This is a genomic window from Undibacterium sp. YM2 (assembly GCF_009937975.1).
Classification (GTDB): Bacteria; Pseudomonadota; Gammaproteobacteria; order Burkholderiales; family Burkholderiaceae_D; genus Undibacterium.
Genome location: NZ_AP018441.1, coordinates 1,861,241 through 1,878,675, shown reverse-complemented (window position 1 = coordinate 1,878,675; position 17,435 = coordinate 1,861,241). Strand labels below are relative to the sequence as shown.

The following is a 17,435-nucleotide window of genomic DNA, read 5'->3' as shown; positions in this document are numbered from 1 at the left end:
TTGAGTTATTGTTAAGCTATTCTTGAAGTGGTCATCGTTCATGCAAGTTGCTGTCCTATGCGTGCGGTTGAACTCAGGCGCAGCAAGCCACGCCTGAGCTTTTACCTCACTTCTGATTTTCTGCTGCGCGCCCTTCTGCAAGCTCTGAGTTGACTACATCCTCAGATGCGATTACTTCTGTCTCCAGCACACGCTGCTTTTGTTTCCACAAACTGCCGCTGGCAAATGCCGACCAGCCCCACTTCAACCAGCCCAGTAATGACCATGCCAGCCACAAGGCCCACAGCAACATCATGCCTCGGTAAACCAGCATGGGGAGTGATAATACCCAGGCTGTTTGCAGGTCTGCTATTGCCCTGTCCAGATACCATACAAGGTTATTGGCACTGGCCCCATTGCCAACAACCTGCATGTCTGGTTGGCCCAGCAAACCGCTCTGCACCGCATCGAGCAAAATACCCAGCATGAGCAAAGTCAATACGGCGAGACCAAACTGCCCCAAATTGAACTGCCATCTTGCTGAGACTGTGTCAGCCCTTGCCGCACGCCGGACAAATGCAAAGAACCAGGCAACCACCAGCGCCGCACTCCACCAGGCAACCTGGGTTAAACCCAGGGTCAGCAGCAACCATTGCCGGGTCGTGACAGGCAAGCCTGCATAACGGCCAAGGGCAACCGCAACCAGCAGCAAGACGACGAGCTTGCCCCAGAACAGGATGGCAGGCCCTATGCCGGGCCCACCGGCGAGCAACAGCCAGCGGTCTCGTGGCAAGATCAATTGCAGGGTGTGGTTAACACTGGCCTGCTGCAAATTCACAGTAGCAGTCGTATAGCTGAAAGCTGCGCCCTGATCGAGACGCCATTGCACTTCTATGTCTTGCGCACCTGGTACTACCGGTAACACCAGTTGCCTGCCATTTGCACGCAATGGCCTTAACTGATGATTGATATTCACACGCTGCAATACCGCTCCTTCTGGCAAGGTAAGGGTGTAGTCGCCGCCACGGCTGCTGCGCAAATGCAGTCTCAGTTGATAGTCAGTAGCCCTGCTGCCCGGGCTGACGAGCAAGCGGCTTTCATCTATCGTCAGGGTTTGTCCGGGAATGGCTTGTGGTCGTTCTACAGTGATAGCCAGGGTCTCGCCCGGCCATGGCCGGAACACCAGATCAGCCCCGCTCTCACCATTGCTGGCATCACTGGCGAGTGGTGGCAGTCCTGTCGTGCCCAGGTGCCAGATACCGGAGGCAGCAATAACCCAGGTTTCTACCCAATTACTTTGCTGCGCAAGATTCAGTTTAAGCTGGGCAGTTTGTGGCAAATTCGAATGCCATTCCATGCTCTCACTTTGTGGCCCCAGATTAACGGCAACCTTGCCATCCCTGATATTCAAACCAGCAGTAGTGACTGCCTCACCCGGCAATAATGGGATCTGCGCCAACACAGGCTGGCCCGAGGGAGACAGGCGCGAGACTGTGGTTTCGACTTGCCATTCCTTGTCCAGTATCAAGCGACGGGTGACGCGTAAAAAACTAGGCAAAGCATTCGCCTCGGTCTTGCTGCTGGCCTTGATGCGGCGGTTGAATTGCAGGGTATCGGCAACACCAGAGTCGTCTGACAAGCCTGCCACATCCCAGCCATCTGCATGTACATCGACCTGTCTCGGTTTTTGCGGCAGGGGCAGTTGCAAAGTATCGCTCTGCATCAATTCGCCTGCCAGTTCCAGTCTGTGTCGTCCTGCCGGGGCCAGCAACCATATAGTTCCATCGTCGGCACGGCTTATGTAGGCTGGCTTGCCGTCCAGTTGCGCCTGCGCGGGCAGCCAGTGTTTGATACCACCAGGCAGTGGCAAGGCAAGCTCAATGGCGGCATCAACATCCAGCCCCAGCCGGACATTGTTGCCATTGATTTGCACCATCATGCGCGAGATTTCGGCACAATTTGGCAGGCAGTCTGCCGGGCGGCTTAATTTTTGTTTTAACTCTTCCAGCCTTTCATTATCCGGCATCTGGGCATGTGCAGATTCGCTGTAAACAGCGGGAAGTGCAATCAAGCTGCACATCATCAACAGGGACGCGGCCTTGCCCAAGCCACGCCATGGCCATCTGCCTGCAGTTGGTTTGTCACTGTCCGAAGGCCCCTGATTTGATCCTTTTCTAAACTCGCTCACGCACAGCAATAAAAAGCCCAGCAATATCAGGCGCAACACAACCAGCAGTTTATTTGCCCAGGGTGGCAACAGCCATAGATCCAGTTGTTGATCCTGCCTGACCGGGCCGTCAAAGATCAACTGATGGGAACGCCAGTTCCAGGTGGGTAAGCCCGGGCCAGTCTGCACCTTGGCATCGGGGTCCAGCACTTGATAGTTAGTTGCGCGCGTACCGATAATTGCCTTGGGACTGGTCATTCTATAGGATCGTACTGCGTCCGCTTTGGCGAGTTTTTCGGCAGCGCGCTCGGCTGGTGGTTTGACTTCTTCTACCATCCTCGCAGGAGGCGGTGGTGGTGCCATCTCAGCATTGCTACCGCCTTGCACTTCTGTACTGGCATCGACTGGCATTGCAGCTGGCGCAGCGGCAGGTGTTGGCGACATGTCACCTTGAACTGCCTGATACCTATAAGCTGCACTACCATCGGTCTCAAGCACAGGGTACAAAGCTGAACGTACCTGTTGCGTGGCAAATGACAGCGTCAGCAAGACCAGCACCAGCAAACTGACTTGCTGCAGACGCTTGATCCAAATCTGGAAGCGACTGGCTGGCAAGGCGCGCAAAATCGCGGTCAGCGCCAGCAAGACTATCCATGCATAACGTGGTGCATCTGCCTCCTGATAAGACAGGACCAGCGCAAACAAGGCAAGCGCGCCCCATTGCCTGCCCCACAATTTGCCCGCAGCCAGCGCAATTACCAGCACAAGGAAAAAATCCAGCAAATTCCAGCGGGACAGCCAGGCTCCTTCGGCCCTGTCGGTTCCACCCGCGTGTAGTAGACGCCAGCCTGCCGGCAAAATCAATTCTATGCCCAGCTTGTCAAAATCCTTTTGCCAGGTCACGGCAGAAAGCTTGCGGGTGCTATTGCCAATCACACTGTCAGCACCCACATCGATGCTGCCGCGCTGGATTTCTATGCCAGCCAGCTTGTCACTGCCACGGGTAATCAACTGGTCTTGCCCGGCTACGCTGACACGGCCAAGTTGGGCGATATTGCCCATGGTCAGGCGGTTGGAATGACTGATGTCACCTTTGATCTGGTCACTCATGGTCAGCGTGGAGCCATCAAAACTCAGCCACAAACGGCGTTGCAAAGACAGTTTGTCAGGTGCCGGATCACTGTCGCCACGGCGTATTTCCTTGAAGCTGAATGTACTGCCAGCACGCATGAGATATGCTGGCAAATTGCGCCATTCTGGCGGCAAGGTGGTTTGTTGGGGATCAACGGTGGATGGTCCTTCTATCGCCACTGTGCGTATCAGGGGCGTCGCTTCATAAGACCAGACTTCTTCCTCAGCAGCTTCAGGCAGACTCAGGGGTTTAGACGGCCCGGGCTGGCGCGCAAACAAACGTATTTCCCACTTGCCTGCTCTGACCTGTACTGTCATGCTGCCATCCGGCTTCAGGCTGGCAGGTAAGCCAGAGCGTAATTCCAGCGGGATTAAATCTGGCAAGAGTGCGCGCTCCAACTTGATCTCCCTGCCCTTGCCTGAGACTTCGAGCCGGATATAAGTCTCTACCATGACCGGCACACCATCCGTGATTTTACGGAAGGTGCGTATCTGGATTTGTTCGCCACTGTCTGCATCGGCTTTGCGTTGCAACCACAACTGATTGCTTTCATCCCGCACAGGGAAATTCACTGCTTTGCCATTCAAATCCAGCTTCAATAAAGCCGTATTTTGTGGCAGGGGTAAAAACTCTGGTACTGTAGTCCAGATAAATTTACCTGCCAGTTTATAGGTGCCACGCGTCAGTTTTATAACGGGCATTTCATCGCGTGCCAGTACTGTCTGTGGTTTGCCATTTACACTGACATCTTGCGGCCAATGCAGGGCGCTGCCCGGCAGATAAACCCAGGTATCTCTATGCACTTGCATATCCTGGGCAAAACTCGCCCCCTTCGCATTTACTTTTATATCCAGCAGGCCGGGCCATACGCATTGCTTTTGGCTGGCGTCAGCCCCCTGTTGCGGACAACCGAAGTTTTCTACACCATCCAGTGCCCATGGCACCCAGCTCTTTAGAGGGTCGGGAACGGCACCGACAGGGAATTCAGCAGCCTGGCTGGCACGGCTGAGCAATGAAGCAAATAAAACGATGACTAAGGCTGCAATGCAATTCTTCAGCATTCTGTATCCCTGATGGTTAAGATATGGTCACGTCAATTATAGTGGCATATTTTGCAATGGCACCCGGCGTTGGTGATTTTTATTTGCAAGCCTCTTTGCCTGGCTAAAACAGAAATCATTATTGACCTGCCTGAACTTCACAAGCTCTACATGACGCCGGTATGACGCCTGCATGACATAAGGCACGGCCGGAACAGCCAGGTTCTACCAGATAATACTTGTCGTTTTATAAAACTATACCTTGTACGAAAACATAGTTTATTGACAAATAAGTAGCGATACTGCGCCCGCTGCGTTGCCTGTACACCACCACTCTGCAAACCTGCATACAGATTGATCAGAATTTACACAGGCTCCCGGCATTCCATTCTTTCCTGAAGATACTAATGGCATACTTTTTTATGGGACCATGCATATGCGCTTGAACAATATACTGATTGCCGCCTGTCTGTGCGGCATGCTCGCTGCCTGTGGTGGTGGCAGCCCCAACTCTACGTCTCCCGTCACCACGCCAGCCGTAGAAGTACAAAAACCGGCAACACTATTGACCGGAGATGCACTGCGCGCCGAGGTTGAGCGCTTCCGCAGTACCAACAATTTTCCTGCAGTTTCAGTCACTATCGTCAATCAGGATAAAGTAGAAAACGTCGTGACAGGTACCAGACAGGTCAATGGCAGCCAGAATGTACAAAGTACAGACCTGTTCCAGTTGGGTTCATTGACCAAAGCGGCTACCGCCACTTTGGTAGGCCGCCTGGTGGAACAAAAGAAACTACGTTGGGATAGCACGATAGCAGAGATATTCCCTGCCTGGCGCACGCAAATCCGCCCTGAATATGTGAATGTCACGGTAGAACAATTACTGCGCCACCGTTCGGGCCTGCCACGTGAAGTGAATGATGGAACCATAGAAAAAGCACTGCCCTTGCTGACCGGCGACTTGCTTGCAGACCGGCGTGGCCTCGCCGTTTTGTTATTGCAAGACGCTCCCGAATATCCGCCCAACAGCAAGATGGTGTATTCAAATATAGGTTATGCCCTGGCTGGTCTGATGGCCGAGGTCGCAGGTGGTGACAGCTATGAAAACCTGATGCAGAAAGAAGTATTTGTACCACTGGGTATCAAGGGACGCTTTGGTTTTCCTGAAGATGCAGGCGTCAATAACAATATTGGGCATACCCTGGTCGGCGGCAAGTGGCAGGTCACATCATCTCTCGTCGATCCCCGCTACGCATTTTTTATCAATGCTGCAGGTGGCATGAATCTGAGTCTGGCTGACTATGGCCTCTTCTTACGTGAACAACTACGAGGCTTGCAGGGCCAGAGCACTTATCTGACTCTAGCCAATTTCCAGCTGATGCACACGCCTGTCGATAATTACGGCATGGGCTGGGGTATCGCCACTGTTCCTGGGCTGGGTAATGTCAGCATACATAACGGTACAGAGTTGACTTATTATGCCAGTAACAGAGTAATCCCCAGCAAAAACGTTGCTATTGCTATCGCCTGCAATTGCTATAACGAAGCTGCCATCAGCAAGCTGGACGATTTTGCAGACTCGCTGATGCAGCCGCTGATACCTAAATAATGACACACCAGTGCGGCCAATAAACTGATGCTTTGTGCCCGATGCAGGCACAAAGCAACAGTTTATCATTGCATCATTGCACACAGGTCATGCAATGGCCCACAGAGACAAACCGCACCAGGGCCAAAGACAATGCAAACACATATGCATTGACGAAACGCCAGAGACGCAAGCCATCGCCAGTACGCCATGCGGCAAAAACTGCAGCCAGCGTGCCCATCAACACAGGCGTCAATATCAGGTTGATGATGCGCCCGACACTGCTATTAATGAATGCCTGCGGGAATATCCATAAGCTGGCGAAACCCGCAACGACGCCGAATACGATATACAAAATTGCTGTAAAAAGTGGAGACCGCGGACTACGCTCACGCTTCTCTATCCCTGTGGTGAACACCAATTCAAGAATTTCAAAGACTAGCTGCAATAAAACTTCAAAGAAAAATTCAATCATGTTGTCCCATCACATCTGACTAATGCGACAGCAATTGCACGGCAACCATGGCCTGCGCTACTACACCAGTTAAAAACGCCAGCGTACGCACCCAGGGTATGCCAAGGGTATAACACACCGCATGTACCACACGTGCAGCGAAGTACAGCATGCTGGCATTGGCAATTACCGGATTGGAGATATTCATGGCATTGGCCAGCAGGATCAGGGTAGCGAACACCACTAGGTTTTCTACAGCATTGCTATGCGCTTTCATCAGGCGCACTGCCCATTTGGATTGCGGCTTGCTGTTATCTGGATAACCAACCGCTGCCAGCAGGCCACAGGTCAGTACACGGTCAAGTATATAAGGTATCCATAATACACCAGTCAATATGGTGACATAGCTCAGATACAGCAATTCTGTTTTCATGCTCGCTCCTCGTCTCAAATTGGATTATCATTGACCGGGCGACTATGTTAGCGCCCGGTGCCAGCGATTATGCTATGACAACAAGGACTTGTGCTTATTTTTTCAACAAGCTCAATTTTTGGCATGAAAACAGCAACAGTTTTATGCAATCCTGCTTAAAACTCCTGTTTTGTCCAGGCGAAAACGCGCGAAGTCCTCAGCCAGAAACAGATTCCCCTGATAATGCGCCCTCGCCTCTGTCTCAATATCGCCTATGAATGGTGACCTTTCGCTGTCATGCTGATAGCGCGCACTGAAATGCGTTAGCACCAGATTGGGCAAGGCAGCAGTAGCAGCAAAGCTGGCGACGGCGGCAGCAGAACAATGCTGGACGCGCGCGCCCACTTTCTCTGCCACTTCTTCTGTATAAGTCGCTTCATGTACCAGCACATGGGCTTGCTGACTGGCTTCCAGCAACAAGCCTGGCGCGTCATTATCACCGCCGACGATGATGCTGCGTAGTGGATAAGGGTGATGCAGATAATCATGGCTGACTAATTTTTTCCCCTCATGAATGACATCTTCACCCTTTTTCAAACGTCCCCAGAGCGGGCCTGCTGGTATGCCCTCGGTTTGCAGTTTGGCGGTGTCCAGCACCGCCTCAGTATGGTTCTCACTAAAGCGATAAGCATGGGAAGATACACGGTGTGACAATTTGATTGCGCGTACAGTGACGGCATGATCCTGCCAGACATCCATGTTCTCAACATCCGTGAATATCAATTCATACGGCAGGAAAGACTCTGACATTGCATGCGTGACCTGCAACCAGTGTTGTATGCCTGCCGGGGCGATGATGTGCAAGGGCATCTTGCGTCCATGCATGGCGGCACTGGCCAGCAAGCCCGGCAAACCATAACAGTGATCACCATGCACATGGGTAATGAAAATCGCTTGCAAACCATGAATAGACAAAGTGGTGTGCAATATCTGGTGCTGGGTAGCTTCTCCACAATCAACCAGATACCATTCACTGCCCTGGTCAGGCAATAAAGCCAGGCCAGTGACGTTGCGTTGTCGGGTAGGTGCGCCTGCAGAGGTGCCTAAAAATAAAATATCCACAATTTCCTTAAACTTGATTCTCTGTTTTTTGCCGGTTGCTTTTGCATGCCACTCTGTTGCAAATTCTAACAATACAGTCTTTCGCATACTATTCTGTATGCTGATTTGCGCTTATGATGCAAATTCACAATTCATTATCCATCTGAGACATGAAAATCCCTGCTGCCCTGCAATCACTGCAGTCTGTTACCAGTGCCGTTACCAATGCTTTGAAAGAACGCCAGAAAGAACGCAAGCGTCTGCGTGGCCCTGCTGACTTGTATTATGCCATTGCCGACTCCATCAGCATGCTTGACGGCGCATCCTGGCAGGAACTGGCGGCACAGTCCGGTTTTTTCATGTCGCTGGAATACCTGGCTGCACTCGAACAGGTCTTGCCACTCAATCTCTCAGCCCGCTATGCCCTGATTTTTGATGGTACGGGCGCAGACCGCCTGTTGGTCGCCGCCGTGTATATGCAAATTGCGGATATCAGCCTCGCGCAGGCAAGGCCAGAAAAATCAGCTGATATAGATAAAAAATGGACCCTGCCACTGGACCAACTGGCCCAGCATGCCAAACAGCGCATACTCAGTTGCGGTAATTTCCTCACCTTTGGTCAGCACGGCATTGCCTTTGCCAAAGATGTCGATCCCAAGCTGGCATGGCATGGTGTGGTCGAAGTGTTATACCGCGTGCGCCAGGCCGAAAAACTCGCGGGCAAAACCCATTTTGTCATGATCAAGGATTTACATGATCCGTACATAGACCAGGCGGCACATCTGGAAAACCTCAGTTACCGCTATGTAGAAACTGAGCCTAACATGGTGCTTGAGCTGTCACCGTCATGGAAAAACTATGATGACTATCTCGCCAGCCTCGCATCCAAATACCGCAGCAATATCCGCAATGCCATCTTCAAACCACTCGATGAAGCCGGCTGCAGCATAGAAAGGCTGGATGACCTGAGCCCGGTGCTTAACGATATCTTTGCGCTGTACAAAGCGGTACAGGTGAATGCCAACTTTCGACCGTTTGAATTATTGCCTGAGTACTTTCCTGTTTTGCAGGCTGCCGCTGGCGACAAGTTCAGGTGCAGCATCATCAAACGCGATGGCCGCTTGCTCGGCTTTTTGATTTCCGTCGCAGATGGTGAAACGGCGATTGCCTATCACATAGGTTTTGACCGCACCGCCGCAGAAGAATTGCCCATCTACCTGCGCCTGCTGCATGCAGGCATTGCCGACGCGATAGACCTGGGGTGCAAACGCATCTCTTATGGCCGCACAGCACTGGAACCCAAGGCTGCACTGGGTGCCAAGCCGCAAACCTTTGGTGTATTTGTGCGCCACCGTCAACCCGTGCTGAACAAACTCATGAAACGCCTGTTACTGGGCATAGAACATGAAGATGCCCCTGACCGCAATCCCTTCAAAAAAGAAAAAGCGGCCAAAGCTGAAACATCATCGTAAAGCCTCGTTCAGGCTGCTGCCTTCAGCGGCAGCAGCTTGAACGATAATCGATAAGCGATAAACTCAATAAATCAGGATACGCCGCACACTACGCGCGCACCACCGCCACCCAATACTGCAGGATGATCAGAGTGGTTGTCGCCACCTATATGTATCATCAGTGAGCGACCTTTGAGGTCAGCCAGTTTCAAACGTGGTGCCAGTACAGGCTGGTTGGCATTGCCACTTGCATCGACATACAAAGGTGGCAAATCACCCGCATGACCATCACCCCACGGTGTGCCATGGCGATTGCTGTTTTCTGGATCATAGTGGCCACCTGCACCCAGGGCTGCAACCAGCTTGCCATCTTTTTCCTTGGCGCTGCAATCTGCATTCTGGTGTACATGGAAGCCATGCAAGCCAGGTGTCAGTCCTGTCAAAGCAGGCGTAAACACCAGGCCGTATTTGCTTTCAGAGACAACAACCTGCCCCAGTTTGGTACCAACACCAGCTTCACTGACCTGGTTCATGTTCACAGTGACATCCGCCGCTGCAATCAGAGGCAAGGCGCTTAACAGGCAAAAAATTAATTTGGTTTTCATGGTCTTGTTACCTTAAAGAAATTCAATCAACGCCGACATCGTGACGTAAGGATTGAAAATATACGCGACTGGCATGCGATTGGCAATTTCTGAGCCAGGTTAACAGTGCAGGATTACATGGTGTTACAAACAAAACTGATGATATTGCCCATGAGCAGGCAGGCCCTGGTGTCCGCCTAAACATCTCAAATTAGGCCTCGAGGATTTCCCGCAAAGCATGCTGGCCTGCGGCGTCACACTGACCACCCGTGAATGCGGTGTGCGCAGTATTCAGGCTTCCCTGACAAACAGATTCAACAACTCGGCGCCCAGTACACCCGCCAGATGCGGGCGGCGCTGCGTCAGGTCTATGCAGCAGCGGGCATATATCCGGCGACTCTTTGTGTGCTCAGCGCTTGTCTCAGGCCTTGCAATACCCAAAGCAGCGAGCTTTTCACTACCCAACTTGCTTGGCTTGAAATCCTTGCCATCTGCTTCCAGCCACTTCACTTTGAGCATGGCATCCAGCAATTGCACGGCCAGCTCACCCGCCAGATGGTCATAACAAGTCCTTGCGTGTAAAAACTGTTTGGGCATGGTGCGTACCAAGGCAGGCGGAGCTGGCTGGCGCGATGCTTTAGTGTGAGTTGCTGCACCAAGAACGGCGATGGACTCTATGAGGCTCGCAGCCTCAGCACTGGCAATACGAAAATAGCGATGCCGTCCATGTGCCTGCGAGGTTAACAAGCCACCCTCTACCAGCCTTGCCAGATGGGCGCTGGCTGACTGCGCTGACACATTGGCGACAAAAGCCAGTTCACCGGCGGGACGTGTCGTGCCATCAATCAGGTGGTTATTCACTTCGGGAACACCGGGTCTCGATGAAGATGGCAATTTACCAGATGACATTACCGGCCAGGCCGATCTCGCCTGGCGCAATATTATCCGCATGCTGGAAAGCAGCAAAATGACGATGGCTGATATCGTCAAAGTGACTCACTATCTGACCAGGGAATCCGACATCGCAGAGTATGTCAAGGTGCTCAGTCATTATCTTGGTGGCGCGCGCCCTGCGTCCATGCTGATGATTATTCCTGCCCTGGTCAAGCCAGGCTTTCTGCTGGAAATAGAAGTCATCGCAGCACAATATTGATGCTACCTTGACAGCTGCATGCAGCTTGATTGAAGCTGGCGATTTGATTGGCCATGTCCCGGCAAATGCCTGAACATGGCTACATCTATTTATATTTTTATACTGGCTAGATCATATATCCAGGTCATAACAACGCTGGCTCAATGCAAATTGCATAAGAACATGCAGGACATGCGATTCCTTCATTTGCAGGAAGTGATTTCATAATTATTATCGAAATGAAAAAAGTAACGCAGTAATGCGCAGGTTTCATGCAATTTCAGTCATCTATTCGATTGAATTGCGCCCTAATTCTATTCATGTACTCGCAATTTCACACTATTTAGCTGACAATGCTGCTGATACTTTGTGCGTGGAGAATTGGGTGGAAATTGGGATGGACCTGCTGTGGTTTATAGGTGTCACGGTCATTACCGTTATTTTGTTACTGAAGGTACTGGTTCTGCTCATAGGCATGAACCGTTTACTGAAATTGCAATTATGGACACCACGCAAAACGCCATGCCTGCGCACAGCCAGTGGTGACCTGTTACCAGTGCTTGATGCTGCCCGCACTGAAATGGAGCAAGCCGGTTTTCGTTACATGCATAGCTGGCGCGAGCGTTCGATGATCGCGGCTGACGATATTCCTGCCAGCTATTGCGATGTCTACCATCATCTGGCGCAAGATGTGCATGCCGAGGTTTGCCCGAGTGAGTCGCCTTTCGAACAACGCTTGTACACCATCTATCTGTGGAACACCTATGTTGATGGCAAAGCCTTGCTGACTGTGAATGGCCAATTGCAGAGCATGGTACCTTATCCGTCGCGGGTAGCAGTCATCAGCGATAAAAGTGCAGATCTCGCTGGTCAACTGGCAACCCACCTTCATGTACGTGAAATGATTAGCGTGCAACGCAGTGACCCTGCTGACGCACCCAAAATTGCGCAAAACCTGGCAGAACGCTGGCTGGTAAGGCTGGAAAGAGAAGCCAAGGTATATCAACGCAGCCAGCGCGACGACGAAATTATTTATGGTTTTCGTTTCTGGCCTTCGCTGAAGATGGCATGGCAAATGCGCAAAGCCAGTACGCCTAAATCAACGAAACCCGGCCCCACTCCAACTGCTGCAAGCACGAGCACCAGACCCTTGATCGATATGGTGGCTGCACGTCAGTTACGTGACCGCTATTCATTCGTCCGTACTCTCTGTGCGCTGCGCTCCATGCTGGCACCACGCTGGTACCAGTCTGCCAGTCTTGTTTTGTCCGCTCTCGCCTTCCTGGCGCTTGGCACATGGTGGTGGGGTCTTACCGGCGCATTGCTGATTGGCGGCATTATTGTCTTGCATGAAGGCGGGCATTGGCTGGCCATGAAGCTGGCAGGATTTCGCGATGTCCAGGTATTTTTTGTACCAGGAATGGGAGGTATCACGAGTGGTGAGAAGCATGAAGCAAGTCCCTTTACACACATGCTGGTGTATCTGGCGGGCCCCATGCCTGGCTTGCTGCTGTCACTGGCAAGTATTGCATTGATCGTCAAAGAACCGACGATCCTTAATTCCGTCTGGGGCCCCTATCTGACGATGGCGACACTGGCCTCATTGCTGGTGAATGGGTTCAATCTCCTGCCCGTGCTGCCACTCGACGGCGGCCGTGTCATCGAATTACTGGTCATGGCACGCCTGCCGTGGTTGCGTTTCTTGTTTTCAATAAGCAGCGGTACGGCCATGCTGGCATATGGTTTGTACTCCAGTGACAAGATCATATTGGGGATAGGCATACTCGCGCTCATCAGTGCGCAATTTCAATACAGGCTGGCCAGCGCTGCATCGCTCTTATCCAGACAACATACCGGTCCAACGGATAGCAGTAAAAGTTTTGCGCATTCTGCGGGTGACTTATTTGATTTTCTTGGACACGCAAGTTTCAGTAAATGGAGCTACGCCACAAAACTGGCTATAGGCCAGACTTTGCTGCCGCGTTATCTTGGAAGGCAGCCTGGCTGGAAAGAAAGCATTGCAGGTCTGGGCCTGTATATCGCCTGCATCATCTTGCCAGTGGTAGTGCTGTTAAGTTTTATTCATACTGCACCGACTACCATGTTAAGTCTGGCAGGCCAGGGTTTGTCTTCTTTACTGGCATCCAGTGACGCCAGCCAGCCCGTTGCAATCGCTGACAATGAAGACAAGGTCGGTGCAAACGCCTTGCACGAAGACAGGATGGCATCCAGACAGGCGCGCGCCGAAAAAATTACCGCGGCTCAGGGAAGTGAGCGCGCAGCCATACTCAGGTCGGTACTGGATGAAGCCAGCGACAATGATGCTGAAGATGCTTTGCGTATTGCCAAAATTTATTACGCTGAAAATAATAATTCCTTGCAAGCGACCTATCTGCATGCAGATGCCGCTTTAGCCATGGCGAATGCAATACGCAACTGGTCCGTGCAGGACGAACCGGAAAATGCCAGAAAAAATGAAGGCGATGTTGCCAACTACCTGCAAGAAGCAGAAGCCATCTTGCGCGCAAGACTGCGCATGCAAAGTGACAGACGCGATGCCCGTTTACTCGCCGAAGTTTTGCAGGCACGTGACATAGATCCCGACAATCCTGCGCAACTGATATTGAAGGAAGAAGTCGTCAGCCTGTTTACCAAGGAAAAAACTGAAGATGACACCCAGCTCTTGCAGGCACACCAAATGCTGGCGCGCGCTTACTACAAGAGCGGGCGGGTTGATGACGCAGAACATCAACTGCAAACTGCTGAAGATGACTACGCCTGCCAGGCCAAAGATAAAACAGATTTTTTCTGCCACACTTTAAAAATAGACCAGGCCTGGTTACTGCTCAATAAGAAGAAATTTGCTGAGGCTCAGGCATTGCTCGGCCCTGTTGCAGACAAGGAAAAGCATCCTGGTCAGAATGACCTGGCAAACAGAGAGCGTCACCAGATCAAATGGATGATTGCCATGCTACAAAAAGACTACAAAACGGCGAAACAAGAAGCCATGGCCTCGACACAGTTACATGCACCTGGCACAGGAAACTGGCTGATAGATTTGTTCATTCAACGTGCACAACCCGCAGGTAATTTGCCGGCAGACCTGATGCTGATCGAAACTCTGCGGGCACAAGGTGAACAGGGAGAGGCAGACAAGCTTGCCGAACGCCTGCTGGAAGCTCAGCGCAAAGCGCGCGCAGAACCCGGCAACCTGAGGTCTGGCAATAGTGAAATGGCGTGCAGTATCTATCCTTATGGCAGCGCCTGGAAAAACCAGTTACAGCAAACCCTGCTCAATATTGAGCAGAGAGAAACCCGGTGCACGCCCCGTGCCGGCATGGGTCAGATGTCACGTTGAGGCTGATAAATGAAGCGCGACCAGACAGATGCCTGCTGCGCTTCTTCGACGGGAACAGAACGAGCCAAGAGTCATGGCATTTTCCCGCAACAGGCAAAAGTGCTCGTCACAGCTTGCACTTGTGGCAATTGATAAAGTGAGCAATACTCTTGCTTGCAAGATTCCGCAACCCCCTCTCCCTCAAACATATGATCAAAATGAAGATTGACCACGTGTGTTCGTCCATCAAATCTGCTTTTTTCACGGCCAGCCTGATTTTCTTCTGTGGCATCCTGCTCATCGCTAGCGACACACAGGCCAGAACTACAGAAAACATAGGAAGTGGTACGGCATTCGCCATCACCAGAAACGGCCATCTTGTGACCAATTTTCATGTGGTCAAAGGCGCGACAGAAATTGTTGTTGTTGACAAAAACAAGAAAACATTTCCGGCCCAGGTAATTGGCACAGACCCCGTCAATGATCTGGCCATATTGAGCATAGACCAGGCCACCGTCCCGCTCTATCTGGAATCCAACCAGAAAATTCGCAGGGGTTCAGAAGTCTCGACCCTCGGCTTTCCCAATACCGACGTACAGGGCGCCGAAGCCAAATTTACCAATGGCACATTGACAGCTGAGAGCGGGCTGCGAGACGATATCCGCCATTTCCAAATCAGCACCCCGATACAACCAGGCAATTCCGGGGGGCCACTGCTTGACAGTCGTGGCTACGCCGTCGGCATTATAGTGTCAAAACTCAGCGACATTGTCATGCTGGAGAGGCAAGGTGAAGTCGGGCAAAACGTGAATTTTGCAATCAAAGTTCAGTACCTGCTTGCCATGATTGCCGGGACCAGGCAAGTCAAAGACCAGATATTGCGCGCGCCGGTAAAAACCGCCAAATCCAGGGAAGAAGTCGCCGAAATGGCTGAAGATGCAGTTTATCTGGTCCAATTGAAAGCAGACGTCAAAAATGCAGCGTCTGAGTCAACATCCAGAAAAACACCAGCCACCGCCCAACATGAAAGTGAGCCACAAGAATTCAGGGGCAACCAGCAAGCTGCCAGCGTTCCAGGTACCCGTCTGGTACGACTGGGACATGTTGGGCCCATGACCGGTGCCATCTCTCAACTTGGCCGTGACAATGAAAACGGCGCAAAAATGGCGATCGATGATTTGAACTCCTTGAATCTCGTCATCGGTGGTCAGGTAACAAAATTTGAATTGATCACAGAAAATGACGGTGCCGACCCCAGAATGGCGGTCAGCGCTGCGCAACGCCTGGTCAGCATGCGTGTCAAGGGAGTGGTCGGACATTTGAATTCTGGCACATCCATCCCAGCTTCAGAAGTGTATTTTCGGGCAGGGATACCTCAAATATCGCCCTCAGCCACCAATCCCCAGTTCACCAGACAGGGATACAACACGACTTTTCGCATGGTTGCCCATGATGAAGCTCTGGCCGGTTTGATAGCAAAAGTAATGACCCAGGAACAGGGAGCCCGCAGAATCGCCGTCATTGACGACAGCACCATGTACGGAGCAGGTATTGCATATGCATTCAGGCAAGCAGCAGAAGCCAGAGGAGCAAGCATCGTCAATGTGCAATCCATCAGTAATAAGGCGAGCAGCTTCAATGCAGAAGTCACAGCGATAAAAAACAGTAATCCTGATCTGGTATTTTTTGGCGGCATGGACAGTCAGGCTGGGCCCTTGCTGCAACAACTGGCAGCGCAAGGCGTGAACATCAAATTTGCTGGCAGCGATGGTATTTGTACAACAGACCTGCCGCGACTTGCAAATAATACTATACGCAATGATCAGGTTTTCTGTGCAGAAGCCGGAGGTGTTGAAGCAGCCCGGACAGCTACACTCAAAAATTTCAGGCGCGCGTACAAAGACCGCTTTGGCACGGATATACAGATTTATGCGCCTTATGTGTATGATGCCTTTTACGCTTTGGCTGGCGCCATGTTAAGGGCAAACTCAGTCGAACCTGCAAAGTACCTGGGTCACATAAAAAATGTCAATTTCAACGGGTTAACGGGCCAGCTCTCATTTGACGAAAACGGCGATATCCAGCAACCTGCCCTCACTTTATATACCTACAGAAATGGCAAGCGCGATATGCATCACGTGGCCAGATAAGAAAATCATCGCAAAGTGCCGCAGATGTCCTATCCTGATAAGAATGCGGCACAAGGTCTTTGCTTGACGTAAGACAGGTGACCAGGCCAGGTCACCTCAGCCTCTGGCTTGCGCATGTCCTGTTGACCAGCACCCAGTCAGTTGCCTTGCAGGCATCGTAGGGGGAAATATGGCTGTCCTGCGCTTTTGTATTCTCATCCTGCTTATTTCGCTGCCATTATCTTGCAGGTCAGAGATACTGGTCACCGAAGACTATCCTCCTTTCAATATTGTCAACCCCAAGACAGGTGAAGTGACCGGACTATCGACGGAGAAGGTGCAGGAACTCATGCGCCGCGCCGGTGAAAAATACAGTATCACGGCTTACCCTTGGGCAAGATCGATACAAATGGCGCAAAACAATCCTGACACCTGCGTCTTTTCCACCTCACGCACGCCAGGCCGCGAGCAACTCTACAAATGGGTCGGCCCGCTGGTCAAAAACAACTGGGTCATCTTCGCCAGGGTCGACGATACCCGACACCCCAAAACCCTGGAAGACTTGCGCATATACACCATAGGCTCTTACCGCAATGATGCCATTGCAGAGTATTTTTCGCTCAAGGGTTTCAATACCGAACTGGCCAGCACGGACGCCGACAACCCGCGCAAGATGCTGGCAGGGCGCTTTGACTTCTGGGCCAGCGGAGAATTGCTGGGCTGGGAAATACTCAAGCAACAAGGCCTGACCAAGATGGTAGTCCAGTTGTTCACCTTTAATCAAACCGAGATGTACCTGGCTTGCAATACCACGATGTCACAAGCAAAAATTGATAAATGGAACCATATCCTGAAGGAGATGGATAAGGATGGCACCAGCGCTGCCATTGAAAAACGATACAGATAACAGTCATAACACCGCTTTGAGT

At 51.6% G+C, this 17,435-nt stretch carries 12 protein-coding genes; 6 read left to right on the top strand and 6 right to left on the bottom strand.

Annotation, left to right across the window (positions count from 1 at the left end; genetic code table 11):
* Positions 1-106: 106 nt before the first annotated feature.
* A complete protein-coding gene (locus tag UNDYM_RS08365) occupies positions 107-4,339 on the bottom strand; it encodes a hypothetical protein (RefSeq protein ID WP_162040642.1) in 4,233 nt (1,410 codons plus the stop codon).
* 415 nt (positions 4,340-4,754) lie between these two features.
* Between UNDYM_RS08365 and UNDYM_RS08360 the strand changes: the two genes are divergently transcribed.
* A complete protein-coding gene (locus tag UNDYM_RS08360) occupies positions 4,755-5,927 on the top strand; it encodes a serine hydrolase (protein ID WP_162040641.1) in 1,173 nt (390 codons plus the stop codon).
* Positions 5,928-6,000: 73 nt separating this feature from the next.
* On the opposite strand, the gene UNDYM_RS08355 is transcribed toward UNDYM_RS08360, so the two are convergent.
* The 3 genes from UNDYM_RS08355 to UNDYM_RS08345 all read right to left on the bottom strand — a co-directional run bounded on the left by UNDYM_RS08355 (position 6,001) and on the right by UNDYM_RS08345 (position 7,894).
* Positions 6,001-6,381, bottom strand: a complete 381-nt coding sequence (locus UNDYM_RS08355; protein WP_162040640.1) for a hypothetical protein — start codon at positions 6,379-6,381, stop codon at positions 6,001-6,003.
* Positions 6,382-6,400: 19 nt separating this feature from the next.
* Positions 6,401-6,793, bottom strand: a complete 393-nt coding sequence (locus tag UNDYM_RS08350) for an MAPEG family protein (RefSeq protein ID WP_162040639.1) — start codon at positions 6,791-6,793, stop codon at positions 6,401-6,403.
* 141 nt (positions 6,794-6,934) lie between these two features.
* The gene (locus UNDYM_RS08345) at positions 6,935-7,894 is read right to left on the bottom strand and encodes a ribonuclease Z (RefSeq protein WP_162040638.1); all 960 of its coding nucleotides are present in this window, start codon (positions 7,892-7,894) and stop codon (positions 6,935-6,937) included.
* 149 nt (positions 7,895-8,043) lie between these two features.
* Here UNDYM_RS08345 and UNDYM_RS08340 point away from each other — a divergent pair, with 149 nt between their 5' ends.
* The gene (locus UNDYM_RS08340; protein ID WP_162040637.1) at positions 8,044-9,345 is read left to right on the top strand and encodes a GNAT family N-acetyltransferase; all 1,302 of its coding nucleotides are present in this window, start codon (positions 8,044-8,046) and stop codon (positions 9,343-9,345) included.
* Positions 9,346-9,416: 71 nt separating this feature from the next.
* Here the strand turns inward: UNDYM_RS08340 and sodC are convergent, their stop codons facing one another.
* Together sodC and UNDYM_RS08330 are read right to left on the bottom strand one after the other, a co-directional pair.
* Positions 9,417-9,929, bottom strand: coding sequence for a superoxide dismutase family protein (sodC, locus tag UNDYM_RS08335; protein WP_162040636.1), 513 nt, complete (start codon positions 9,927-9,929; stop codon positions 9,417-9,419).
* 270 nt (positions 9,930-10,199) lie between these two features.
* The gene (locus UNDYM_RS08330) at positions 10,200-10,769 is read right to left on the bottom strand and encodes a helix-turn-helix transcriptional regulator (RefSeq protein ID WP_162040635.1); all 570 of its coding nucleotides are present in this window, start codon (positions 10,767-10,769) and stop codon (positions 10,200-10,202) included.
* Between UNDYM_RS08330 and UNDYM_RS08325 the strand changes: the two genes are divergently transcribed.
* The 4 genes from UNDYM_RS08325 to UNDYM_RS08310 all read left to right on the top strand — a co-directional run bounded on the left by UNDYM_RS08325 (position 10,744) and on the right by UNDYM_RS08310 (position 17,413).
* Positions 10,744-11,061 (top strand): RidA family protein, encoded by a 318-nt coding sequence (locus tag UNDYM_RS08325; RefSeq protein ID WP_162040634.1) that lies wholly within the window; start codon positions 10,744-10,746, stop codon positions 11,059-11,061. The genes UNDYM_RS08330 and UNDYM_RS08325 overlap by 26 nt on opposite strands.
* 376 nt (positions 11,062-11,437) lie before the next feature.
* The gene (locus UNDYM_RS08320; protein ID WP_162040633.1) at positions 11,438-14,398 is read left to right on the top strand and encodes a site-2 protease family protein; all 2,961 of its coding nucleotides are present in this window, start codon (positions 11,438-11,440) and stop codon (positions 14,396-14,398) included.
* A 197-nt stretch (positions 14,399-14,595) separates the two neighbouring features.
* A complete protein-coding gene (locus tag UNDYM_RS08315) occupies positions 14,596-16,527 on the top strand; it encodes an ABC transporter substrate-binding protein (RefSeq protein ID WP_162040632.1) in 1,932 nt (643 codons plus the stop codon).
* A 169-nt stretch (positions 16,528-16,696) separates the two neighbouring features.
* Positions 16,697-17,413 (top strand): ABC transporter substrate-binding protein, encoded by a 717-nt coding sequence (locus UNDYM_RS08310; RefSeq protein ID WP_162040631.1) that lies wholly within the window; start codon positions 16,697-16,699, stop codon positions 17,411-17,413.
* The last annotated feature ends 22 nt before the right edge of the window (positions 17,414-17,435 follow it).